Annotated in this window: 20 protein-coding genes, 8 tRNA genes and 1 pseudogene; 16 read left to right on the top strand and 13 right to left on the bottom strand. The window is 60.0% G+C overall.

What is annotated here, in order from left to right; translation table 11 throughout:
* Positions 1–104: 104 nt before the first annotated feature.
* The 8 genes from ACTG2J_RS15665 to ACTG2J_RS15700 all read left to right on the top strand — a co-directional run bounded on the left by ACTG2J_RS15665 (position 105) and on the right by ACTG2J_RS15700 (position 917).
* A tRNA-Met gene (locus tag ACTG2J_RS15665) sits at positions 105–181 on the top strand.
* 10 nt (positions 182–191) lie between these two features.
* Positions 192–266 (top strand) — tRNA-Gln (locus ACTG2J_RS15670).
* Positions 267–312: 46 nt separating this feature from the next.
* Positions 313–387 (top strand) — tRNA-Gln (locus ACTG2J_RS15675).
* A gap of 46 nt (positions 388–433) precedes the next feature.
* Positions 434–508 (top strand) — tRNA-Gln (locus ACTG2J_RS15680).
* A 39-nt stretch (positions 509–547) separates the two neighbouring features.
* Positions 548–624 (top strand) — tRNA-Met (locus ACTG2J_RS15685).
* A gap of 10 nt (positions 625–634) precedes the next feature.
* Positions 635–709 (top strand) — tRNA-Gln (locus ACTG2J_RS15690).
* Positions 710–748: 39 nt separating this feature from the next.
* A tRNA-Met gene (locus tag ACTG2J_RS15695) sits at positions 749–825 on the top strand.
* Between the two features lie 8 nt (positions 826–833).
* A tRNA-Leu gene (locus ACTG2J_RS15700) sits at positions 834–917 on the top strand.
* A gap of 218 nt (positions 918–1,135) precedes the next feature.
* On the opposite strand, the gene ACTG2J_RS15705 is transcribed toward ACTG2J_RS15700, so the two are convergent.
* Positions 1,136–2,968 carry an SLC13 family permease gene (locus ACTG2J_RS15705; protein ID WP_270905256.1) on the bottom strand — a complete coding sequence of 611 codons (1,833 nt, stop codon included), beginning with the start codon at positions 2,966–2,968 and terminating at the stop codon, positions 1,136–1,138.
* A gap of 263 nt (positions 2,969–3,231) precedes the next feature.
* On the opposite strand from ACTG2J_RS15705, the gene pnuC reads away from it, so the two are divergent.
* From pnuC to nifJ, 7 genes are all read left to right on the top strand, one after another.
* Entirely contained in the window at positions 3,232–3,948 is a 717-nt protein-coding gene (pnuC, locus tag ACTG2J_RS15710) for a nicotinamide riboside transporter PnuC (protein WP_042656944.1), read from the top strand.
* A 3-nt stretch (positions 3,949–3,951) separates the two neighbouring features.
* The gene (locus ACTG2J_RS15715) at positions 3,952–4,677 is read left to right on the top strand and encodes a nucleoside phosphorylase (RefSeq protein WP_439989397.1); all 726 of its coding nucleotides are present in this window, start codon (positions 3,952–3,954) and stop codon (positions 4,675–4,677) included.
* 105 nt (positions 4,678–4,782) lie between these two features.
* Complete coding sequence (locus tag ACTG2J_RS15720) at positions 4,783–5,454, top strand: Crp/Fnr family transcriptional regulator (protein ID WP_245133612.1); 672 nt, start codon at positions 4,783–4,785, stop codon at positions 5,452–5,454.
* A 42-nt stretch (positions 5,455–5,496) separates the two neighbouring features.
* On the top strand, positions 5,497–5,820 hold the full coding sequence (yqfB, locus tag ACTG2J_RS15725; protein ID WP_439997653.1) for a N(4)-acetylcytidine aminohydrolase: 324 nt from the start codon (positions 5,497–5,499) through the stop codon (positions 5,818–5,820).
* A 67-nt stretch (positions 5,821–5,887) separates the two neighbouring features.
* Positions 5,888–6,268 carry a DUF1622 domain-containing protein gene (locus tag ACTG2J_RS15730; protein ID WP_439997654.1) on the top strand — a complete coding sequence of 127 codons (381 nt, stop codon included), beginning with the start codon at positions 5,888–5,890 and terminating at the stop codon, positions 6,266–6,268.
* A 200-nt stretch (positions 6,269–6,468) separates the two neighbouring features.
* Positions 6,469–8,109, top strand: coding sequence for an alpha-glucosidase (locus tag ACTG2J_RS15735; protein ID WP_439997655.1), 1,641 nt, complete (start codon positions 6,469–6,471; stop codon positions 8,107–8,109).
* Between the two features lie 228 nt (positions 8,110–8,337).
* Positions 8,338–11,883, top strand: a complete 3,546-nt coding sequence (gene nifJ / locus ACTG2J_RS15740) for a pyruvate:ferredoxin (flavodoxin) oxidoreductase (RefSeq protein ID WP_439989395.1) — start codon at positions 8,338–8,340, stop codon at positions 11,881–11,883.
* 111 nt (positions 11,884–11,994) lie between these two features.
* Here nifJ and ACTG2J_RS15745 read toward each other — a convergent pair whose 3' ends face one another.
* A complete protein-coding gene (locus tag ACTG2J_RS15745) occupies positions 11,995–13,371 on the bottom strand; it encodes an MDR family MFS transporter (protein ID WP_439989394.1) in 1,377 nt (458 codons plus the stop codon).
* A 173-nt stretch (positions 13,372–13,544) separates the two neighbouring features.
* Here ACTG2J_RS15745 and ACTG2J_RS15750 point away from each other — a divergent pair, with 173 nt between their 5' ends.
* Entirely contained in the window at positions 13,545–14,147 is a 603-nt protein-coding gene (locus ACTG2J_RS15750) for an HAD family hydrolase (protein WP_439989393.1), read from the top strand.
* An 85-nt stretch (positions 14,148–14,232) separates the two neighbouring features.
* On the opposite strand, the gene ACTG2J_RS15755 is transcribed toward ACTG2J_RS15750, so the two are convergent.
* From ACTG2J_RS15755 to ACTG2J_RS15805, 11 genes and pseudogenes are all read right to left on the bottom strand, one after another.
* Positions 14,233–14,493, bottom strand: coding sequence for a hypothetical protein (locus ACTG2J_RS15755; protein WP_270905263.1), 261 nt, complete (start codon positions 14,491–14,493; stop codon positions 14,233–14,235).
* A 234-nt stretch (positions 14,494–14,727) separates the two neighbouring features.
* Positions 14,728–15,525, bottom strand: a complete 798-nt coding sequence (locus ACTG2J_RS15760; protein ID WP_270905264.1) for a DUF1338 domain-containing protein — start codon at positions 15,523–15,525, stop codon at positions 14,728–14,730.
* A gap of 64 nt (positions 15,526–15,589) precedes the next feature.
* Complete coding sequence (gene astD / locus ACTG2J_RS15765) at positions 15,590–17,059, bottom strand: succinylglutamate-semialdehyde dehydrogenase (RefSeq protein ID WP_439997656.1); 1,470 nt, start codon at positions 17,057–17,059, stop codon at positions 15,590–15,592.
* A gap of 72 nt (positions 17,060–17,131) precedes the next feature.
* Positions 17,132–18,149 (bottom strand): annotated as a pseudogene (gene astA / locus ACTG2J_RS15770) (arginine N-succinyltransferase).
* A gap of 76 nt (positions 18,150–18,225) precedes the next feature.
* Complete coding sequence (locus ACTG2J_RS15775) at positions 18,226–19,443, bottom strand: aspartate aminotransferase family protein (RefSeq protein ID WP_439997657.1); 1,218 nt, start codon at positions 19,441–19,443, stop codon at positions 18,226–18,228.
* A gap of 276 nt (positions 19,444–19,719) precedes the next feature.
* On the bottom strand, positions 19,720–20,301 hold the full coding sequence (locus ACTG2J_RS15780; RefSeq protein ID WP_113739713.1) for an aminodeoxychorismate synthase component II: 582 nt from the start codon (positions 20,299–20,301) through the stop codon (positions 19,720–19,722).
* 21 nt (positions 20,302–20,322) lie between these two features.
* Entirely contained in the window at positions 20,323–20,538 is a 216-nt protein-coding gene (locus ACTG2J_RS15785; RefSeq protein ID WP_005334997.1) for a hypothetical protein, read from the bottom strand.
* A gap of 118 nt (positions 20,539–20,656) precedes the next feature.
* On the bottom strand, positions 20,657–21,661 hold the full coding sequence (gene trpS / locus ACTG2J_RS15790) for a tryptophan--tRNA ligase (protein WP_005362251.1): 1,005 nt from the start codon (positions 21,659–21,661) through the stop codon (positions 20,657–20,659).
* A gap of 42 nt (positions 21,662–21,703) precedes the next feature.
* Positions 21,704–22,372, bottom strand: a complete 669-nt coding sequence (locus tag ACTG2J_RS15795; protein ID WP_113739711.1) for a phosphoglycolate phosphatase — start codon at positions 22,370–22,372, stop codon at positions 21,704–21,706.
* Entirely contained in the window at positions 22,359–23,033 is a 675-nt protein-coding gene (gene rpe / locus ACTG2J_RS15800; RefSeq protein ID WP_005335006.1) for a ribulose-phosphate 3-epimerase, read from the bottom strand. Before rpe ends, ACTG2J_RS15795 begins: the two co-directional genes overlap by 14 nt.
* 176 nt (positions 23,034–23,209) lie before the next feature.
* Positions 23,210–24,082: a Dam family site-specific DNA-(adenine-N6)-methyltransferase gene (locus tag ACTG2J_RS15805; protein WP_005335008.1), complete on the bottom strand. Its 873-nt coding sequence runs from the start codon at positions 24,080–24,082 to the stop codon at positions 23,210–23,212.
* Between the last annotated feature and the right edge of the window lie 49 nt (positions 24,083–24,131).

The following is a 24,131-nucleotide window of genomic DNA, read 5'->3' on the forward strand; positions in this document are numbered from 1 at the left end:
TCAAATTGCGTTTTTCTGGCAAAAAAAGGGTTGACGCCCCAGAGCCAGATACGCATAATTCGGCCCGCACGGTGACGAGGTAACGACTCACCGGAAGCAAGGTTGGCTATGTAGCTCAGTTGGTTAGAGCATCGCACTCATAATGCGGGGGTCACAGGTTCGAATCCCGTCATAGCCACCATTATTTCTGTTGGGGTATCGCCAAGCGGTAAGGCAGCGGGTTTTGATCTCGCCATCCCTAGGTTCGAATCCTAGTACCCCAGCCATTTTTAAAAGTTCTTTGCCAGTCTCGCGACTGTTGAGGAACGCTGTTGGGGTATCGCCAAGCGGTAAGGCAGCGGGTTTTGATCTCGCCATCCCTAGGTTCGAATCCTAGTACCCCAGCCATTTTTAAAAGTTCTTTGCCAGTCTCATGACTGTTGAGGAGCGCTGTTGGGGTATCGCCAAGCGGTAAGGCAGCGGGTTTTGATCTCGCCATCCCTAGGTTCGAATCCTAGTACCCCAGCCATTTTTCTGTTCTCTTCCACATCAGTGGTCGATAACAAACGGCTATGTAGCTCAGTTGGTTAGAGCATCGCACTCATAATGCGGGGGTCACAGGTTCGAATCCCGTCATAGCCACCATTATTTCTGTTGGGGTATCGCCAAGCGGTAAGGCAGCGGGTTTTGATCTCGCCATCCCTAGGTTCGAATCCTAGTACCCCAGCCATTTTTCTGTTCTCTTCCACATCAGTGGTCGATAACAAACGGCTATGTAGCTCAGTTGGTTAGAGCATCGCACTCATAATGCGGGGGTCACAGGTTCGAATCCCGTCATAGCCACCATTAATATTGCGGAAGTGGCGAAATTGGTAGACGCACCAGATTTAGGTTCTGGCGCCCTAGGCGTGAGAGTTCGAGTCTCTCCTTCCGCACCATTAATAGCAGTACCAAACAGACCAGCTCACGCTGGTTTTTTTGTATCTGAAATTTGCCTCTCCCCAGTTTTTCTCTCGCTCCTCTATTAACCCAGCTCCACGTTAATTCCCGTCCACATCACTCTTCACTGATTCCGAGCACGCCTTGCCACTCTTGTCTCCCGGCCATAAAAAAGCGGCCCGCAGGCCGCTGGTGCACACATTCATCATCCCGGTGATCAGAACGGGAAGAACCAGGGGATCGCTACCACGCTGACCGCCATCACCAACAGGGTGAATGGCACCCCGATACGGATAAAATCGGCAAACTTGTAGTTGCCCGGCCCCAGCACCAGGGTATTGACCGGTGACGAGACCGGCGTCATAAAGGCAGCCGAGGCGGCGATGGCAATGGTCATGGCAAACGGATAGGGCGATACCCCCATCTGCTGGGCCGTGCCCAGCGCAATGGGTGCCATCAGCACAGCAGTCGCGGTGTTGGAGATAAAGAGCCCGATCACCGCGCAGAGGGCAAACAGGCTGGCCAGCATGACCCGCGGCCCCATCTCCCCTACCGCATTGATCAGACCACCGACGATCAGATCCACCCCGCCGGTTTTTTGCAGCGCCAGCGCAAAGGGGAGCATGCCGACGATGAGGATCAGGGTCGGCCAGTGGATCGACTTGTAGGCACTCTCCATATCGATGCAGCGAAACTTGCCCATCAGCAGACAGGCGATCAGCGCGGCAATCACGTTGGGCACCGGATCGGTCACCATCAGCAGGATCATCACTCCAAGACAGAAGAGGGCATGGATCGCCTGGCTGCGGGCGGGGGCCATCTCGTCCACTTCTGCGGGCAACCCCATCAGCAGAAAGTCGCGGCTATGGGTCTGCAACTGTCTGATGTGGCTCCAGTTTCCTACCACCAGCAGTGTATCCCCCATCTGCAGCGGCTCGTCCACCAGCTTGCCTGCCAGTGCCTCACCGTCGCGGCGCAGCCCCACCACGCTCAGACCATAGCTGGAGCGGAAGGTCACCTCACGCACGCTTTTACCCAGCAGCTTGGACTCAGGGATCAGCGACACCTCGGCCATCCCCACCTCCCGCGCCTGATCGGAGAAGTACTCCCCGCGCAGGATCATGGGTTCGAGCCGCGCCTCGGTGCAAAACGCCCGCACATCCACCTCGGGGTCTGACATGTCGATCAGCAGCACATCCTTGGCCTGAAATTCACTGATCCCCGACACCGGCACCATCACCCGGCGAAACTTGCGCCAGCGCTCCACCCCGATGACGTGGGCACCATAACGGGCACGCAGTTGCAGCTCGTCCAGGGTGTGACCAATCAGCGGGGAGTCCGGGCGCAGCGCCAGACGACGGGCCCGACCGGTAAGGCGATAGTCTCGGATCAGATCGCGCAGGGTGCGGCGCCCGGTCGGCTTGCCCTTGCCCTCTTCTCCCTCGCCCACCAAGGAGCCGCGCACCAGCAGCATGTAGAGGATGCCCAGCCCCAGGATCAGCACGCCCATGGGGGTGAAATCGAAGAACCCGAAACCATGTATGCCGTGGCGCATCAGCTCGCTGTTGACCACCATGTTGGGGGGCGTGGCCACCAGCGTCATCATGCCGCTGATCAGCCCGGCAAAACCGAGGGGCATCATCAGGCGACCGGCCGGGATCCCCATCCGGTTCGCCACACTCAGCACCACCGGGATAAAGATGGCCACCACCCCAGTGCTGCTCATCACAGCCCCCAGACTTGCCACCGCCACCATCAGCAACACCAGCAGCTTGGTCTCGCTGCTGCCCGCCACCTTCACCAGCGCATCCCCCACCTGATAGGCGATGCCGGTGCGCACCAGTCCCTCCCCCACCACAAACAGGGCGGCAATCAGAATGACGTTGGGATCGCTAAAGCCCGCCAGCGCCTCCGGCAGGGTGAGGGTGCCGCTCAGCACAAAGAGGATAATGATCAACAGAGCGACCACGTCCATGCGCACCTTGTTGGTCATAAAGAGATAGATGGCGCCAGCCAGCAGACAGAGCACCCAGACAAGCTCGGAATTCAATGCAACCTCCTTTTATCACGTGATTCTCCTCCCGGAGAGTGGACTCTATCAGACCACAGCCATGGCGCTATCATCTTGCTACATATCAATAAAGTCCGGCCCATCGGGACCCCATAACCCATCACTGCTGGAATAACCGGGCAGCAGCGGCGATTTCTTTGATATGGGCCAAGTACGGGGCGGACAAAAGTCCTGCCCCTCCTCCCCCTCACCCCTTAGAATGGCGCCCTCGCATACTAACCCTCATGTCCAAGGATCAGAAAATGAGCATATTCGAGCTGTTCAGCATCAATAACACGCTAGTGACCATACCGCTGGGTGGCGGCTATGCCATGTCATGGATTGAAGCCATCGGTACCCTGTTCGGGCTGGCCTGTATCTGGTTCGCCAGTCAGGAGAAAACCATCAACTACCTGTTTGGCCTGATCAACGTCAGCCTGTTTGCCATCATCTTCTTCCAGATCCAGCTCTACGGACTGTTGATGCTGCAGCTGTTCTTCTTCTGCGCCAACGTCTACGGCTGGTACGCCTGGACCCGCCCGGCCAACGATCAGGGGGATACCCTGCAGATCCGCTGGCTCAGCAAATCCAAACTGATGGTGACCGCCGCCGTGAGCGTGCTGGCCATCGCTCTGCTGACCCGCTATATCGACCCGGTCTTCGCCACCCTGGCGCGCACCTCGGTCTCCCTGCTCAACCTGTTTGGTGCCAACCTTGCTACCCCCGAGCCTTCACCCGATGCCTTCCCGTTCTGGGATGCCAGCATGACGGTGCTCTCGGTGGTCGCCCAGATCCTGATGACCCGCAAATACGTGGAGAACTGGATCCTCTGGGTCGTCATCAACATCATCAGCATCGGTGTCTATGCGGCGCAGGGCGTCTACGCCATGTCGCTGGAGTACCTGATCCTGCTGTTTATCGCCGCCAACGGCACCCGCCTCTGGGTGATTGCCGCCAAGCGCCAGCCACAAGGTCTGTAAGCCATGAGTCTGTTACCCCATCTCCAGTGCCGCCCCGACCAGATTGCCGAGCGGGTGGTACTGTGCGGCGACCCGGCCCGGGTCGATCGCATCGCCAGCCAGCTTGAAGAGTGTGAGGTGCTGGGGCAAAACCGGGAGTTTCGCCTCATCAACGGCCGCTATCAGGGGCAGCCCATCACGGTCTGCAGCACCGGCATTGGCGGTGCCTCGGCCATCATAGCGCTGGAGGAGCTGGTGCAAGCCGGCGCCCGCTCGCTGATCCGGGTCGGCTCCGCCGGTGCCCTGCAGCACGACATCGGTCTTGGCGACCTTATCGTGGTAGAAGGCGCTGTGCGCAATGAGGGCGCCTCACAGGCCTATCTGCCCCCTGAGTACCCCGCCTGCGCCGATATCTGGCTGCAGGCCGCCTTGCTCAACCATGTGGCAACCGGCAGCCAGCCTCATTGGCACGGGCTGGTACGCTCCCACGACAGCTTCTATCGGGATGACGAGCAGGAGGTGTGCCGCTACTGGCGTGCCCGTGGCGTGCTGGGCGCCGATATGGAGACTGCCTCACTGCTCGCCGTGGGGCGCCTGCGCAAGGTGCGGGTCGCCGCCGTGCTCTGCAACGTGGTGCTGTTCGAGCAGGATGTGCAACAAGGGGTGGCGGATTACGCCAGCGCCGAACAGGCGATGATGGCCGGTGAGCAGCAAGCCATCGCCGCCGCCCTCCACGCCCTGGTGCAATAACCCGCAAACCGTTAACTGCGGCACATCCGCTACCGTGCGGGCTGGTATCCGGCCCGCACTCTTGCTAGCCTCATGGCCCTCGTCATCCGGTGCGACAGGCAAGTCATGCAGCAACAGCCCTACCCCCTCGGCCGTTTTCACGCCGAACTCCAGCAGCTTGAACCCCGCTTTGCCGCGGCGCTCGACGCCTGCACCCTGTTTCTGCGCCGTTACCTGCCGGGCGAATTGATCATGCGGCAGGGGGAGCAGAGCGAGCAGCTCTATCTGGTCGAACATGGCCGGGTCTCCCTCAACAGCACGGTACACTCTGGCCGCCGCTTCCAGCTTGGCGAAATTGAGTGCCACAGCCAGATCTTCGGTGAGATGGAGTTCTTCAGCGCCACCCCGGTGCAGTGGAACGTGGTGGCCGAGACCGAGCTGGATGCCCGGGTCATCTGCGCCCACAAGCTGGCCCAGCGCCTGCTGGCCGAGCCTGAGCTGACCCTCTTTTTCGCCGCCGCACTTGCCAGCGACTATCTCGACACCCTGGAGATCACCACCAGCCGACTGCTCCACCCCATCGCCTACAACATCGCCTATGAGCTATGGCGTGAGCGCCAGCGCACCCCCATGCTGGGGTCACGCAAGCGGGCCCACGAGGCGGCGCGCTTCGGCACCACAGAGCGGGTTTACCGCCGCGCCCTCAAGGAGCTGGTCGAACAGGGCATAGTTGCCGACGGCAGCGACGGCCCCGTTATCGCCGATCTGACCAGGCTGCGCGCCTATCTCGACCTTTGATTTCCATTCATCCCATTTCGATTCACCCTGTCAGGAGTCACCATGTCTGCCCATCCCTATCCCGAATTCACCTTCTTCAGCCGCTTCGTTGCCGACATTCAGGCGGGCCGCAAGACCATCACCATCCGCGACGAGAACGAGGCCAACTGGCAGCCCGGCCAGCGGCTGGCGCTGTTTACCAACCCGGAGCACCAGCCCTTCGGCACCATCGAGGTGATCTCCGTCAACGCAGTGGCCTTTGATGAACTGAACGACGAGCACGCCCGTCAGGAGAACATGACCCTCCCCGAGCTCAAACAGGTGATCCGCGATATCTACCCCAATCTGCCGCCGCTCTATGTGATTGAATTCAAACTGATTGCCTGAACCGGATTTGGCCTTTGCCGAGCGATATGTTAATAGTGTGCTCTTTTGAATCAGTGAGGTGACCCGAGTGTTTGAGATAGCGAGCCTGAAAGAGGGGATGATGCACGGGGTCGAACTGTTCCAGCTGCTGCTGGAGATCATCTCCATCGCCTGTGTGGTGATAGGGCTTGGCAAAACCCTCTGGCTGGCGGCAAGAGTGCGGGATCACCAGCCCGGATTTCCGCGCATTCGCCTCTGCTTTGGCAGCTGGCTCATTCTGGCGCTGGAGTTTCAGCTGGCCGCCGATATCCTGGCCACCACGGTCGCACCGAGCAAGGAGGAGCTGATCCGCCTCGCCATCATCGCGGTGATCCGCACCTTCCTGAACTACTTCCTCGGCAAGGAGCTGGAGGCACAAGCGGAACACCAGCAGGAGCAGCGCAGCAAGCAGGCCAAGGCAGCTCAATAACCTGTATTCCTGCAGAGTATCAGTGCTAAGTGCCGTGTCATCCCAACCATAGCCGTGGCCCGGGATGGCACCTTTGTGACCCTTCCCGCACTTTTGGCAATCAGCCATCAATGGAACCCTTTTCAAGGTTTCCTCATCCCTGTTGAGTGCCCGCTCATCTGCGTAAGATAGAAAATCTCTTCCCCCAACCGGCCAAGCTGATGAACCCGCAACCCCTTCACACGCCCGATATCGACCTCGATAGCTGCGTCATCTACCAGATCTACCCCATGAGTTTTCAGGACAGCGATGGCGACGGCATGGGCGACATCAACGGCATTCGTCAGCGCCTCGACTATCTGGCCACCCTCGGGGTCGATATGCTCTGGCTCACCCCCATCTATCGATCCCCCAAGTGGGACAACGGCTATGACGTGGCGGACTACCGTGCCATCGACCCCGCCTTCGGCACCCTGACCGAGATGGAGCAGCTGATAGCCGAAGCGGCCGCTCACGGCATCGGCATCATGATGGATATCGTCGCCAACCACACCTCCACCGAGCACGAGTGGTTTATGAAGGCACTGGCCGGGGATCCCCGTTATCAGAGTTATTACGTGTTTCGCGACCAAGCCTTCGTTGACGCTCACCCCATTACCTCGATTTTTGGCGGCAGCGGCTGGCAGTATGTGCCAGCGCTTGATCGCTACTACCTGCACAACTTCGATCCCAGTCAGGCCGATCTGGACTGGGACAACCCGGCGGTGCGCGCTGAGATGGCAGAGGTGATCAACTTCTGGCTGGGCAAAGGGATCAAGGGGTTTCGCTTCGATGTGATCGACATGGTGAGCAAGGAGTGGGACCGACTGGCCATGAGCAACGGCCCGCGCCTGCACGACTATATCCGCGAGCTCAATGCCGCCAGCTTCGGCGGCAAGGGGATCATTACGGTGGGGGAGACCTGGGGGGCCGATCTTGCCCATATGCAGAACTATTCGAACCACGACGGCAGCGAGTTCAGCATGGTGTTCAACTTCGAGCATCTGGGGCTAGGCAGTGACAAGTGGTCATCCCGCTTTGCTCCCCTCGCCTTCAAACGGGCCATGGCCCGCCACCAGCAAGGGCTGCATGGCCGAGGCTGGAACAGCCTGTTTCTCGGCAACCACGACCTGCCCCGCGCCGTCTCCCGCTTTGGCGATGACAGGCCCGAGTGGCGGGAAACCAGCGCCAAACTGTGGGCCATGGTGCTGCACATGATGCAGGGCACTCCCTTCATCTATCAGGGGGAGGAGCTCGCCATGACCAACCGCCACTGGCAGCCGGGCGAGCTGCGCGATGTGGAGGCCATCAACTACCGCGCCAGCCAATCAGGGCTGGATCCTGCCGAGCTGAGTCGGCGGCTCGATGCCATCGGCCGCGATAACGCCCGTACCCCGATGCAGTGGGACGCCGGCCCCCACGCCGGTTTCAGCACCACCACGCCCTGGATTGCCCTCAATGCCAACCACGTCGAGATAAATGCCGCCGAGCAGCTGGCCCGCCCCGACTCGCCGTTTCACTGCTATCGCCAGCTCATCGCCCTGCGCAAGGCTCACCCGGTCATTCGCCACGGCAATTTCGAGCTGCTGGATGGGGATGATCCCGAGCGCATCAGCTATCGCCGCCACTGGCAGGATCCGGCCAGCGGAGATCGGCACACCCTGCTGCTGCTCGCCAATCTCACGACCAGCCCCTTGCCGATGCCCCACTTCGACAAGGTGACAAACGAGATGCGGTTACTGCTGGCCAATTACCCAGGCGAACCGCTGCCACTCTTCGCCCCTTATCAGTGCGCCATCTGGCTGCGAGTGGATCAGGATTAACCCCGTGCTGACGGGCCATGTCAATGGCTCGTCAATCGCCACCCGTCGGCTACCAGCAGAAAATCACGCCCCCACTCGGCGGGATTAAATTAACCACTATTACTGACTTATTAATTGATTATTTATCCCGTTTGATACGCTCTCATTGCCCCTCTTACTATGCCTGCGACCTATCCATTGCCGATGCAACTATCGGCCTTCAAACTGGCATAGCAAAGTGGAAAACAGATGATCACCACAGACGGGAATAACGCAGTCGCCTCGGTGGCGTACCGCACCAGCGAAGTCATCGCCATCTACCCCATCACCCCCAGCTCGGCCATGGCTGAGCAGTCGTCGGCCTGGTCGAGCGAGCGGGGCAAGAACCTGTGGGGGGATGTCCCCCGGGTTGTCGAGATGCAATCGGAAGGGGGGGCCATCGCCGCCGTCCACGGCGCCCTGCAGACCGGCGCGCTGGCGACCTCGTTTACCTCGTCGCAGGGTTTGCTGCTAATGATCCCCAACCTCTACAAGCTGGCAGGTCAGCTCATCCCCTTCGTGCTGCATGTGGCGGCGCGTACAGTGGCGACCCATGCGCTATCGATCTTTGGCGATCACTCGGACGTGATGGCGGTGCGCCAGACCGGCTGTGCCATGCTCTGTGCCAGCAATGTGCAGGAGGCGCAGGATTTTGCCCTGATCTCCCAGATAGCGAGCCTCAACAGCCGCCTCCCCTTTATCCACTTCTTCGACGGTTTTCGTACCTCTCACGAGATCGCCAAGATAGCGCCGCTCGCTGACGACACCCTGCGTGCCCTGCTGCCCGCAGATGCCATCCGTGCCCATCGTGACCGGGCGCTCACCCCCGACAAACCGGTCATTCGCGGCACCGCCGCCAACCCGGACACCTACTTCCAGTGCAGGGAGGCGAGCAACCCCTGGTATGACGCCGCCTATGGCCATGTGAACGATGCGATGCAAGCTTTTGGCAAGCAGACCGGCCGCCACTACCGGCCGTTTGAATATGTCGGCCACTCGCAGGCGGAGCGGATTGTGGTGCTGATGGGCTCAGCCATCGGCACCTGTGAAGAGGTGATCGAGCGCCTGCTGGCCCAAGGGGAGAAGGTAGGTCTGGTGAAGGTGCGGCTGTTCCGCCCCTTCTCGGCCGAGCACCTGCTGGCCGCGATTCCCGAGAGTGCCCGCACCATCGCCGTGCTGGATCGCACCAAGGAGCCGGGCGCACAGGCCGAGCCCCTCTATCTCGACGTGATGACGGCGCTGGCCGAAGCGGTCAGCCGGGGCGAGCGGGCAAGCCTGCCGCGGGTCATCGGCGGCCGCTATGGCCTCTCCTCCAAAGAGTTCGGCCCCGCCTGCGCGCTGGCGGTGTTTGCCGAACTGGCGCAGGAGAACCCGCGTCCGCGCTTTACCGTCGGCATCTTTGATGACATCACAGGTCTCTCGCTACCACTGGCCGCGCTGGATTCGCAAAGCCCCATCCACGGCCAGCAACACAAGCTGGAGGCGCTCTTCTACGGCCTTGGCAGCGATGGCACCGTCTCGGCGGCCAAGAACAGCATCAAGATCCTCGGCAACCACACCGACCTCTATCCGCAGGGCTATTTCGTCTACGACTCCAAGAAGGCGGGCGGCCTCACCGTCTCTCACCTACGGGTGGGCGAGCGGCCGCTCCAATCGGCCTATCTGGTGGAAGAGGCGGACTTTATCGGCTGCCATCAGTGGCAGTTTGTCGACAAGTACCGGATGGCGGAGCGCTTGAAAGCGGGCGGCATCTTCCTGCTCAACACCCCCTACAGCGAAGCGGATATCTGGCAACGTCTCCCCAGCGAGGTGCAGCATGCCCTGCGCGAGAAAGAGGCGCGTTTCTACATCATCAACGCCGCCAAAATTGCCCGCGACTGCCAGCTCGGCAACCGCATCAATACCGTGATGCAGATGGCCTTCTTCCAGCTCAGCGCCATCATCCCCCCCGCAGAGGCGACCAGCCTGCTGAAGCAGGCTATCGCTACCAGCTATGGCAGCAAGGGGCAGACACTGGTCGAACGCAACTGGCAGGCACTGGAGGCAACCTGCGCCGCCCTGACCCAGGTGCCACTTGGCGAGCTGGATCCCGCCAGCCGCCCGCGCCCACCGGTGGTTTCGGCCAAAGCCCCCGACTTTGTCCAGACCGTCACCGCCGCCATGCTGGCGGGGCTGGGGGACAACCTGCCGGTCTCCGCCTTCCCGCCGGATGGCACCTGGCCGGTCGGTACCACCCGCTGGGAGAAGCGCAATATCGCCAAGGAGATCCCCATCTGGGAGGCGAAGCTCTGTACCCAGTGCAACTACTGCGCCGCCGCCTGTCCCCACTCGGCCATTCGCGCCAAGGTGGTAGAACCGGATGCACTGGCCGCTGCTCCCGCTACCCTGGATGCGCTGGATGTGAAATCCCGTGACATGCGCGGCCAGCAGTACGTGCTGCAGGTGGCGCCGGAGGATTGCACCGGCTGCAATCTCTGCGTCGAGGTGTGCCCGGCCAAGGATCGCAGCAACCCGGATCGCAAGGCGATCAATATGGCTTCGCGCCTCGATCACCTCGACGAGCAGAAGGCCAACTACGACTTCTTCCTCGACCTGCCAGAGCGCAGCGCCGAGCAGCTGGAGCGCATCGACATCCGCACCTCCCAGCTCATCTCGCCGCTGTTTGAATACTCGGGCGCCTGCTCCGGCTGTGGCGAGACTCCCTATATCAAGTTGCTGACCCAGCTCTATGGCGATCGACTGCTGATTGCCAACGCCACCGGCTGCTCGTCCATTTATGGCGGCAACCTGCCTACCACCCCCTACACCACCAACGCCGAGGGGCGCGGGCCGGCCTGGGCCAACTCGCTGTTTGAAGACAACGCCGAGTTCGGACTGGGCTTCCGTCTTACCGTCGATCAGCACAGGGAGCGGGTGCGCCGTCTGCTGGCGAGCCTGGGCGACACCATTCCGGCAGCGCTGCGCGAGGCGCTCGGCGATGCCACCCTGCCGGTTTCCGAGCAGCGGGCCCATATCCAGCAGCTGCGGGAGCTGCTGCAACAGAGCAAGGCTCCGGAGGCCCTTGAGCTGGCCCGCGATGCGGACTATCTGGTGGAAAAATCGGTCTGGCTCATCGGTGGCGATGGCTGGGCCTACGACATCGGCTTTGGCGGACTCGACCATGTGCTGAGTCTGGGGGAGAACATCAATGTGCTGGTGCTCGATACCCAGTGCTACTCCAACACCGGCGGCCAGCAATCGAAGGCGACGCCACTCGGGGCCATCACCAAGTTTGGCGAGCAGGGCAAACGCAAGGCGCGCAAGGATCTCGGGGCCAGCGTGATGATGTATGGCCACGTCTATGTGGCGCAGATCTCCCTCGGCGCCCAGATGAACCAGACGGTGAAGGCGATTCAGGAGGCGGAGGCCTACCCGGGGCCGTCGTTCATCATCGCCTACAGCCCCTGCGAGGAGCATGGCTACGACATGGCCGAGAGCCATGAGCAGATGAAACAGCTGACCGCCACCGGCTTCTGGCCGCTCTACCGCTTCGATCCGCGCCGCGCTGACGAGGGTAAATTGCCGCTGGCACTCGACTCGCGAGCACCCAATGCCTCGCTGGCCGAGACCTTGCGCCATGAGCCCCGCTTCCAGCGGCTGGAGCGCCAACTGCCGGAGGTGGCCAGCCAGCTCTATGAAGAGGCGGAGCAGGAGGCCAACCGCCGCTTCGCCTGGCTGAGCCAGCTGGCAGGCAAGGAGAGTCCGGCGCAGGAGTAACTCGCTCATGGCTTGATGGCAGCAGCCACGCTATTCGCCAAATAACAATCAGGGCTCCCCGCGGGGAGCCCTGATGCTAGCTATGGTGAGCCAATGTCGGCGCAGGCCGGATCAGGCGCTGATGGATGCCAGCTCGTGGCGCTTCAACGCCAGCAATGTGATGAGCAGCGCCAGCGTGGCGATCAGTGCCATGCCGATATAGGTCGCGCTGAAGCCCGGGGCCAGCAGATCGGGGGCGAGCCGGCTCAGATCGCCATCGCTGCCGGCTGGCAGGCGGAAGTGGAACAGCATGGAGCAGATGGCCACGCCGACGGCACCGCCGAGCTCCCGCCCGAAGTTGAACAGCGACATGCCGATGCCGCGATCCTGCCGTGGCAGGGCATTTTGCACTACTACCGAGAGGGCGGGCAGCACCAGACCGAGACCAATACCGGCAAACCCGAGCGCCAGTCTGACCCAGGCGTCGAAGTGGATCTGCCAGAGCGCCACCGCCGCGAGGCCAAAGCCCACCGCGACAAAGCTCTTGTAGTGGCCGGTACGGCCAATCAGCTTGCCTCCGACAAAGGCGCCGGCAGTGATGCAAATCATGAAGATAACCATGATGGCGCCGCTCTCGCTGGCGCTCATCCCCTTCTGCCACTGCATCTGCAACGGCAGATAGACCAGCACGGCAAACATCAGCAACTGGGAGAGCATCACCAGCAGCACACTCACCAGATAGCCGGGCAACCGGGCCAGATGGGCGGGCAATATGGGGTCGTGGGCGCGCCGTTCAATCAGAATCAGCAGCAGCAGTGCAACGCCCAGCGCCGCCGAGAGCCAGACGGCGGGCAGCGCCGATTCCGGCGAGAGCAGCAACAGGGTGAGCGTGGTGACGGTAATCAGCAGAGCCGCCCCCTTCCAGTCGAAGCGACTGTGGCGACGGACGTTGAGCTGCTTGAGGTTGCGGTTGATGAGAAAGACCGCCAGCGCCCCGAGCGGCAGATTGATCCAGAAGATCCAGCGCCAGCTGAGCTGCTCGGTGAAGTAGCCGCCGAGCAAGGGGCCAGCGATACTGGAGACCGCATAGACCGCCGAGATGTAGCCCTGATACTTGCCCACCTCCCGCGGCGGAATGGTGTCGGCAATCACGGTAAACGCGAGGGCAATCAGGCCGCCGCCCCCCAGCCCTTGCAGTACCCGTGCCGCCAAAAGGGTCGGCAGATCCTGGGAAAGAGCACAGGCCACCGAGCCCGCCAGAAACAGGCCGATGCCGATATTGAGCATCCGCACCCGGCCAAAGAGATCGCTCAGTTTGCCGTAGAGAGGCAGCACGGCGGTGGCCGCCAACAGGTAGGCGGTGACCACCCAGGTGAGGGCGCCACCGGCGTGCAACTCGGCGCCAATCATGGGCAGCGGGGTGGTGACTATGCTCTTTTCCAGTGAACCGAGCGCGATCACCAGCGCCACACTGGAGAAAATGGTTTTGGGGGATATTTTCGAGGTCATAAGCGGACTCGCTGATCTGATATGCCAAAGTATCCGGCAATGAACGGATTATTGTCTCACAAATCAGCAAGAGATAGAAAAAACGGCGGCCACAATATGCCCAACCATGAGGCCGATCCCACAAAACGCCGATCGTTTCTGCTAGCCTGCTCTATTTGATTCGAGGAGCCCCCATGAGCGAGCGTGAGCAGTACGGGTTTGATCACTACGATGCCCTGATTTTCGATATGGATGGTACTCTGGTTGATTCCATGCCCCTCCACCTCGATGCCTGGGAGCTCACCTGCGCCGAATTCGGCATCCCCTTCGAGCGGGATCAGCTCTATCAGTACGGCGGCATTCCCACCCGCAAGATCATCGCCATGCTGGCCGAGCAGCAGGGGCTGACGGTGGATGTCGAAGCCTTTACCCGCCGCAAGATTGCCCTCTATATGGCACATATCGACAAAGTCAGCGTCTTTCCCAAGATGTGGGAGCTGGTCAGGCACTATCACGGCAAGGTCAAGATGGGGATTGGCACCGGCTCACCGCGCAATCAGGCGGACTCCATCCTCAAAAGCACCGGGCTCGATGCCTATATCTCGGTGGTAGTGAGCGCCGATGATGTCACCAACCACAAGCCGCATCCCGACACCTTTTTGCGGGTGGCCGAGCTGCTCGGCGCTAATCCGGCCAACTGTCTGGTGTTTGAAGATACCCGGATCGGGCTTGAGGCTGGCAAGGCGGCAGGGATGGATACCGTGCTGGTTATCGAAGGTGACCTGCACCCGCGCTAAACGGCTCAGGGGCAAGCAGGCAAACCAATAAAATGGTGCCATCACAGTGGCACCATTTTTTGTTTACGTGAGCATAGCGGCAGCGTCAGTGCCCGGACAGAGTTGCGATCGCAGCCGGAATAGTGGCAACCGTCAGACAAAGGGCGTTGGCGTTGGCCTCATCCTGTAGTGCCTGATGAGTACGAAGCAGCTCAAGGGCTTCGGCCGGGGTATCTGCAAAGGTGGGGGCGGCGATGGCGGCAAATCCCTGTTCGACCAGTTGACGACGCTCATCGCTATAGCTGGGTGCATTGGCATCTAGATAGGTAAGCGCCTGAGCCTGCTTGAAAAAGTGATAGTTAGGCATCGATTGGCCCCGCAAAAATAAAGCGCCATTCTACTCCTTTTTGCTCCGCCGCCAGCGTCAATCTGTGACGTATCAAGTGATCTATTTCACATTTTTATCAACAAACCTTTACCGGTTGGGCGCCGTCCAAATCTCCTCTTCACACGGCGTCAGACAACACCCGATACCGTCAGTCTGCGCCAAACAAAACGCCTCCACAAAGGAGGCGTTGCGACTGAAACAGGGTGGCTCCCGTTACATGGCATTCGTCGATTCGAAGATCTTGTCCGCCGAGGCCTCGACAAAGCCCGGATAGAGCGCACCATCAGCCTGCGGATAGCGCAGGGCAAACTCGTAGAAGCAGCTCGGGATAGTACGCACCCCATCGCTGAACGGCACCTCTGCTTTGTCCGCCATGGTGGAGGATTGCTCCAGCATCACCTGCGGGTCCCCTTTCACCTCGCCACCCACACTGTTGAGCACAAAACCCGCCGCCTTGAGCGCAGCATTGACCTGATGGATGGTGTCGAAATCCTTCAACTTGTTGATATTGACCGTGAAGTGGTTGGCACGATAGCCCCATGCTGCCATCCATGCCGCGTACTCGCTCTCCGCCAGCAGAGTCTGATAATCGGCATAGGAGACCTGCCAGGGGGCGCCGGTGTAGAGAAATGCCGGGGTATCGGTCAGATGATCGGGCACCTGATCCGCCAGCTTGTGGATGATGGCCTGGGCAGCCGGAGAGAGCTCTTCCACCTTCAGCTCACTGATAAACACCTTGGGAGCGTCCGGATCCTGATGCTCGAAGTGCTTGGCGTAGAGCTTCTTGGCCTTGAAAACGTACTCGCCCTTCTGCTCGTAACCGAGCGCCAGAAAGTGGGCCGCCAGCTTCTCCAGCCCCAGCTTGGGCAGGTTGTAGGTACGAAACGCCACGTGATCGTTGACGATGGGCTCGCCGCCACCCAGCAGGGTGTGCACCTTGAGGGCGCTCGGGGTCACCTTGATGTAGTTGTCCCACAGATGGCTGAACAGGGTGTCGATATCCTTTTGCATCTCTCTTTCCTTTGATTGCGGGTACGAAACGGGGCCCCGATGGGTGCCCCTTGTAGTTGTCTGTTTAGAAGAAGAGGCCCGGCGAGAGCTGCTCAGGCATAGCCGCCTTGCTGTCTTCCACGGAGGCAACCGGATACGCACAGTAGTCAGCAGCGTAGTAGGCGCTCGCCCTGTGGTTGCCGGAAGCGCCGATACCACCAAACGGCGCGGCACTGGAGGCACCGGTGATGGGCTTGTTCCAGTTGACGATACCGGCGCGGATCCGCTTGAAGAAGTGGTGCCAGTCCGCCTCCTTGTCCCCCAGCAGACCAGCCGAGAGACCATAACGGGTAGCATTGCCCTGATCGATGGCGGCATCGAAATCGTCATAGCGAATGAGTTGCAGCAGCGGGCCGAAGTACTCTTCGTCCGGCAGTGCGGCAACTAGGGTCACGTCGATAATACCCGGGGAGACAAAGCCTGTGCCCGCTTCCAGGTGCTTGAGGGTAAGCAGGCTCTCGCCACCGAGGCGCTGCAGGTTGGCTTGCGCCTCGACCATGCCGAGGGCCGCCTTCTCGCTTATCATCGAACCCATGAAAGGCTGCTCGGCGGCGTCATAGAGGCCAACCTTGATCTGGCCGACCACCTCAACCAGTCGCTTGACCAGCGCATCGCCCCGCTCGCCGCGCTCGACAAACAGACGGCGGGAACAGGTGCAGCGCTGACCGGAAGTGATGAACGCCGACTGGACGATGGCATAGACGGCGCCGTCGATGTCGCTCACATCTTTCACGATCAGCGGGTTGTTGCCGCCCATCTCGAGGGCCAAAATTTTGCCCGGCTGGCCGGCAAACTGCTGATGGAGGAAATGACCAGTGCGAGACGAGCCGGTAAAGAAGAGGCCGTCGATATCCGGGTTGCCAGCCAGCGCCTTGCCAGTCTCGACCTCCCCTTGCACCAGATTGAGCACCCCCTTGGGCAATCCGGCCTGCTGCCACACCTTGACCATGGCCTCGGCCACCATGGGGGTCAGCTCGGAGGGTTTGAACACCACGGCGTTACCCGCAATCAGCGCCGGGACTATATGGCCGTTGGGCAGATGACCCGGGAAGTTGTAGGGGCCGAACACCGCCACCACACCGTGGGGCTTGTGACGGACAAACGCCTTGGCGCCCGGCATGGCATTTTCAACGGTGCCGGTACGCTCGTCGTGCGCACGGATGGAGATGGCAATCTTGCCCTGCATGGCGGCCACTTCGGTGCGGGTCTCCCACAGCGGTTTGCCGGTTTCGCGGGCGATGGTCAGGGCCAGCGCCTCTTTCTGCTCGCCAAGCAGGTCGGCATAACGACGCACTATGGCCAGACGATCCTCAAGGCTCATGTCCGCCCAGTGGTAGAAGGCGGCACGGGCGGCCTTGACGGCGGCATCCACCTGCGCCGCACTGGCGGCAGCCCCCTGCCAGATCACCTCGTTCTTGGCCGGATCGGTTGACTCGAACGGCTTGCCTTCACCGGCAAGCCACTGACCGTCGATAAATTGCACTAACTGGCTCATCCATTCACTCCCTGTCGCTGGCAGGCAGCCTCGGCTGCCTGTCTGATAATCGGTTTGCTTGTCCTGTTTGCCTCAGTCGAGGTCGACCACCCGCACCATGTCGCCATCCTGCACCGTGAGTGCCGCCGCCATCTTGGGCGGGATGATGGCTTCGTGCTTGTCGAGATCGACCCGGATATTGCCGTAGCAGGCGCGGTAATGTTCGAAACGGCTGTTGCAGATAAGGTGGGTCTTGCCACCAATGGGCTCGCCCACCAGCACCCGCAGCTTCTTGCTGCGGCGCACGCTGAATATTCTTCACGTCGCACTCGACGGTGGGGCCCGCATCGAAAATATCGACGTAACCACGGTTCACGAAGCCCTCGTCCTGCAGCATCTTGATGGCCGGGCGGGTCTTCTCGTGGGTCTGGCCGATAACGGCCCGCGCCTCTTTGCTCAGCAAATTGACGTAGATGGGGTACTTGGGCATCAATTCGGCGATAAAGCGCTTCTTGCCGATGCCGGTCAGATAGTCGACGGTGGGAAAATCCATCGAGAAGAAATGGGTTTGCAGCCACTCGTAGAAGGGGCTGTGACCGTTGGCATCGGAGACGCCGCGCATCTCGGCGAAGACGGTCTCGTCAAACAGCTCGGGGTGCTCGGCCATAAACAGAAAGCGGTGCTTGGAGAGCAGGCGGCCGTTGAGCCCCTCGCGGGCACATTCGCGCAAGAACAGGGTGCAGAGCTCGGAGTTGCCGGTGTAGTCGTTAGAGAGGGTCAGGGTTTCAACGACGTTGTAGATGCCAAGCTTGGGAGAAGAGTGCACCACCTTGCCGATGTGGTAGTTGTAAAACGGCTGGGAGAGGCCAACCGCAGCATCGATGGCACAGGTGCCGACCATCTCGCCGGTCTCCAGATCCTCGGCCACGAAGAAGTAGAGGCAGTCCCCCTTACCGGCGGGCTTGTCGGAAAAAGTCTGGGTAGAGGCGTCAATCTTGCGCTGCAGCAGCTCATCGTTGACGGGCAACGAGGTCATGCCGGTGCCGGACTCGATGGCGCAGGTCTTGAGCCCGGCAAAATCTTTTTGCTCGATGGGACGGATAACCAACATAAATGACAACTCCCTTTCATTGACGACAGGTGGGGTCCCGGCTCCTGCCGGGAGAGCTCCCCACCTCAATTTGGAATCAGGCGTTAACCACCTGGGCAACCGCCTTCTCGAAGCGGGCCAACCCTTCCTTGATGTCCGCTTCCGGGATCACCAGTGAAGGGGCAAAACGAACCACGTTGGTACCAGCCACCAGTACCATCAGCCCCTGATCGATGGAGGCCAGCAGGAAGTCGCGGGAGCGCCCCTTGTAGGCATCGCTCAGGGCAGCGCCCAGCAGCAGACCCTTGCCGCGGATCTCGCTAAAGCAGTGGTATTTGGCGTTGATTGCCTCAAGCCCCTCGCGGAACAGCTGCTCGCGTTGCTTGATGCCCGCCAGCACCTCCGGAGTGTTGATCACATCGATCACCGCTTCCGCCACCGCACAGGCCAGCGGGTTGCCGCCGTAAGTGGAGCCGTGAGTGCCCACTTTCAGGTAAGAGGCGATTTCGTCGGTGGTCAGCATGGCGCCGATGGGGAAACCGCCACCCAGCGCCTTGGCGCTGGTGAGGATGTCCGGCGTGACGCCCAGACCCATATAGGCATAGAGATCACCGGTCCGGCCGACCCCTGACTGCACTTCGTCATACACCAGCAGGGCATTGTGTTTGTCGCACAGCTCGCGCACCCCTTTGGCAAACTCGTCGGTAGGACGAATGATGCCACCCTCCCCTTGCAGCGGCTCCATCACCACGGCGCAGGTGTTGTCGGAGATCACCTCGGCCAGCGCCGCCAGATCGTTGTAGGGTACGTGGGTAATGTCACCGGGCTTGGGACCGAAGCCATCGGAGTAGGCTGCCTGGCCACCGACGCTGACGGTAAAGAAGGTACGACCGTGGAAGCCCTGATTGAAGGCGATGATCTGGGTCTTCTGCTCGCCAAACTTCTCGATGGCGTAGCGGCGAGCCAGCTTGAGAGCGGCTTCGTTCGCTTCGGCGCCGGAGTTGCAGAAGTAGACCTTGTCGGCGAAGGTGGCGGCAACCAGCTTCTTGGCCAGACGCAGGGCCGGCTCGTTGGTCATGACGTTGGAGAGGTGCCACAGCTTCTCGCCCTGGGTTTTCAGGGCCTCGACCAGCTTGGGATGACAGTGACCCAAACCGTTGACGGCGATGCCACCGGCGAAGTCGACATACTCGCGCCCTTCCTGATCCCAGACACGTGACCCTTCACCACGCACCGGGATGATCTTGGCGGGCGCATAGTTGGGAACCATCACTTCATCAAACACTTCACGTGTCACTGCCAACAACTCTGACATATAGCTCTCCTTCGATTTGGCGACAGAATAATCCACCGCCCAAAAGTTAAATCCGTGTAAACGTGACGGAATTATCACAGAAATAAAGTAAAAAGTCTGTAACAAGACGGCCTATAAGGAACAATGTTCGATTGCTCTTGAGATTTTAGGCAACCGCATTGCATAACGACTCATGGGGGCTTGGCAAGAGATAATTTGGGCAGGAGAGGGGGTGAATAAAGTGTCAGGGAAATTTTTTTTGCCTTCTCTCGAACTTGAGAAGGCGATCACAACTTTTTATGAACGCGCCAGAAAGTTGGCCAGCAACTGATGGCCCTGCTCGCTCAAAATGCTCTCCGGATGGAACTGAACACCCTCGACAGGGAGCGTCTTGTGGCGCAGTCCCATGATCTCGTCAAACGAGCCATCGGCATGCTCGCTCCAAGCGGTGATCTCGAAGCAGTCGGGCAGCGTGTCGCGCTCCACCACCAAGGAGTGGTAACGAGTCACCCTCAGCGGGTTGTTGAGCCCCTTGAACACCCCCTCATGGCGATGGTGGATGAGCGAGGTTTTGCCGTGCATTACCTGACGGGCACGCACTACGCGGGCACCGAAGGCCTGCGCCAGCGACTGATGACCGAGACAGACACCGAGAATGGGCAGCTTGCCAGCGAAGTGGCTGATAGCGTCGAGAGAGATCCCCGCCTCATTGGGCGTACAGGGACCGGGAGAGATCACCAGAAAACGGGGGGAGAGCTGCGCTATGGCATCAAGCGTCAGTTCATCATTGCGCTTGACCACAACCTCTTGTCCCAGGGCGCCGAAATATTGCACCAGGTTCCAGGTAAAAGAGTCGTAGTTATCGATCAACAACAGCATGAGATAACCAACAGCGGAGAATTAACGATCGAGATAACGACCCTGTTCCATTTCCCGTTCACGCTGACACTCGGCCAGATAGATGGCGGCAGCAACGGCAGGGGTTTTATGGTGCTTGTCGATGGCATTGGAGACCATCAACTGCAGGGTATTGAGGTTTTTCGCCTTGCGAAATTTACGTAGCCAGTGACCTTTGTCACTCAGCTCTTCAGCAGAAATAGTTGGTTGAACAGGCATGCTTTCTCTTGGGGATATTACCCAGGTTGAAATAAAGAAATTAAACAAAATAGCCGGGCAGAAAATAAAGAAAGCCAGGCAAATACCCAGCTCTCTTCTACTACACCTTCCCAGTATGTCAGGCTCGAGGAACGAAGCCGACTACATCATATACGCTGGTCAGGGTTTTTTCAGCTCTTTCGCGCGCCTTTTGTGCGCCTTCTGCCAGAATCGCGATCAGATGGGCCTCATCCTGACGCAACTCGTGGAAACGGGCCTGGATCGGTTCCAGCAGCGCAACCACGGCTTCGGCGGTTTCGGTCTTGAGGTGACCGTACATCTTGCCTTCGAAGTGCTGCTCCAGCTCGGGGATGGAGCGGCCGGTCACACCGGACATCAGGGTCAGCAGGTTGGAGACACCCGGTTTGTTTTCCGGGTCGAAACGCACCACCGCCGGCTCGTCGGAGTCGGTCACCGCACGCTTGATCTTCTTGACGATCTGCTTGGGATCTTCCAGCAGGCCGATGAAGTTGGCTTCGTTGTCATCCGACTTGGACATCTTCTTGGTCGGATCCTGCAGACTCATCACCCGCGCCCCTTCGGTCGGAATGAAGGGCTCCGGCATGGTGAATACCTCACCATAGAGGTTGTTGAAACGGGTGCAGATGTCGCGGGTCAGCTCGAGATGCTGCTTCTGGTCGTTGCCGACCGGCACCTGATTGGCCTGATAGAGCAGAATATCAGCGGCCATCAGCACCGGATAACCGAACAGGCCGACGTTGACGTTGTTCTCGAAACGGGCGGACTTGTCCTTGAACTGGGTCATGCGCGACAACTCACCCATCTGGGTATAGCAGTTGAGGATCCAGCCCAGCTCGGCGTGCTGCGGCACGTGAGACTGGATGAAGACGGTGCTCTTCTTGGGATCGATACCGACCGCCAGATAGAGGGCTGCCGCGTCCAGACAAGCCTTGCGCAGGGCTGCCGGGTCCTGACGAGTGGTGATGGCGTGCAGGTCGACGATGCAGTAGAGGCAGTCGAACTCATCCTGCATGTTGACCCACTGACGCAGGGCCCCCATGTAGTTGCCGATGGTCAGTTGACCGGAGGGTTGCGCTCCGCTCAATACGATTGGTTTAGTCATGAGAGTGTTAATCCTTGTTATTCAGCCAGCCCAGCTGCGCTATTAGACCAAAAGTGCATCGAGCTGGGCAAACTGCTCGAATACCCAGTCTGGATGGGAGTCGGCGATGGGACGGCCATAGTTGTAGCCGTATGTAAGACCCACCACCTTCATGCCAGCCGCCTTGGCCGCCAGCACATCATTTTCTGAGTCACCCACCATCAGGGTGCGAGCCGGGCTCACCCCCAACTCCAGGCAAGCGTGCAGCAAGGGCTCCGGGCTCGGCTTCTTGACCGGCACGCAGTTGCCGCCAAGCCAGAGTTCGAAACAATCGCTGATGCCGAGGGCATCGAGGATGGGGGCCACGAAATCGCTCGGCTTGTTGGTGACGATCGCTTGCTTGTAGCCCAGGCTTTGCAAGCGACGCAGACTCTGCGCCACCCCGTCATACATCGCCAGCCCTTGCAGCAGGCAAGCGTTGTAGTGCTGGAAAAAGATCGGGCGGGCCTTGGCAAACAGCTCGGGATCGGCCTCGCGATAGGCGAGCGCCCGCTGGATCAGCTTGTCGGCGCCGTTGCCGACCCAGGTACGGATCACAACTTCATCAGCCTGTGCCAGACCGAGGTCTGCCAGAGTCAGATTGACTGCCAGCGCCAGCTGGGCGGCGCTGTCAATGAGGGTGCCGTCCAGATCGAACAGCACCAAATCAAATGCGCGCTCAGCGTGTGACATGAGCCAGCTCCGCACGCATCTTGTCGATCACCGCCTTGTAGTCAGGCTGGCTGAAAATGGCAGAGCCGGCGACAAACATGTCGGCACCCGCTTCGGCGATCTCGCGAATGTTGTCGACCTTCACCCCGCCATCGATCTCGAGACGGATATCGCGGCCGCTCTCGTCGATCAGACGACGCACCTGACGCAGCTTGTCGAGGGTACCGGGGATGAAGCTCTGACCACCGAAGCCCGGATTGACCGACATCAGCAGGATCACGTCCAGCTTGTCCATCACATACTCGAGGCAGGAGAGCGAGGTAGCAGGATTCAGCACCAGACCGGCCTGGCAGCCCATCTCCTTGATGAGGCCCAAAGAGCGATCAACGTGATCGGATGCTTCCGGATGGAAGGTGATGAGGGAAGCACCCGCCTTGGCAAAATCAGGAATGATGCGATCCACCGGCTTGACCATCAGGTGCACGTCGATGGGGGCCTCGATACCGTAGTCACGCAGCGCCTGACAGACCATGGGGCCAATGGTCAGGTTGGGGACATAGTGGTTGTCCATCACGTCGAAGTGAACCACGTCGGCACCGGCAGCCAGTACCTTGGCTACATCGTCACCCAGACGGGCAAAATCGGCAGAGAGGATCGAGGGGGCAATCAGAAAGTCTTTCATCAGCATCATCCATTGGCAGCCAGGGAGAAAAAGCGGCGCAATTTTAACGTAAAAGGCGGGCGAAAACGACTCGAATGCGGGGTAAATGGGGCAATCACCTCCCCTCCCCCAGCAACCCGGGTTATAGGACATCGGCACGGGCGCGGACTCGCCCATAAAAAACGGCGCATGGTCTGTTACGTCAGTGGCAGCAGTTCACTGTCGCTGGGATAGTAGCCCTGCTCCGGTTCGATTCCGGGCGGATAGAGCGCCAACAATTCGGCAACCTTGTTACGGGTGCCGCCGTTGCGACTGATGGTACGCTTGACCAGGATCTCGTCGAGGCGAGCACCGCGATAAAGCTCACGAGTCAGCTCGATATCGTGGTTGCTGATCAGTACCGGCACCCCTTTGTGAGCGGCGGTGTGGCGGGCCAATCGCGCCAGGATCGCCTGATCATCCAGGGTAAACCCACCGGAGGCATAGGTGGTGAAGCTCGCCGTAGTGGAGAGCGGCGCGTAGGGTGGATCACAATAGATAACCCAATCCTCTTCGGCACGCTTGATGGCATCGGCGTAGCTCTCGCAGATAAAGGTCGCCTTCTGCGCCTTTTCGGCAAAGGCCCACAGCTCTTTTTCCGGGAAATAGGGTTTCTTGTAGGAACCGAACGGCACGTTGAAGCCGCCCTTCTTGTTGTAGCGGCACAGTCCGTTGAAACCGTGACGGTTGAGGAACAGGAACAAGAGTGCCCGCTCGAAGGTGGTCTCGGTCTGATTGAACTGGGTACGCAGCCGGTAATAGGCCGCCTTGTGGTTGTGCTCTGCCACAAACAGCTTGCGCGCCTCGGCAATGAAACTGTCCGGCGTCAGCTTGAGGTGGTTGTACAGGCAGATCAGATCCGGATTGATGTCGTTGAGCACATACGCGTCGTAGTCGGTGTTGAGAAACACTGACCCGGCCCCGACGAAGGGCTCCAGCAACACACGCCCGGCCGGCAGGCGCTCGGCAATCTCTTCAACCAGGGAGTATTTTCCCCCGGCCCATTTTAAAAAAGCGCGTGTTTTTTTCATGGAAATCCGGTGTGTAAGAAGGCAAGACCCAAAAAGGGGGACGATTCTA

This window comes from Aeromonas sp. 6P (genome assembly GCF_051919525.1).
In the GTDB taxonomy this organism is placed as follows: Bacteria; Pseudomonadota; Gammaproteobacteria; order Enterobacterales; family Aeromonadaceae; genus Aeromonas; species Aeromonas veronii.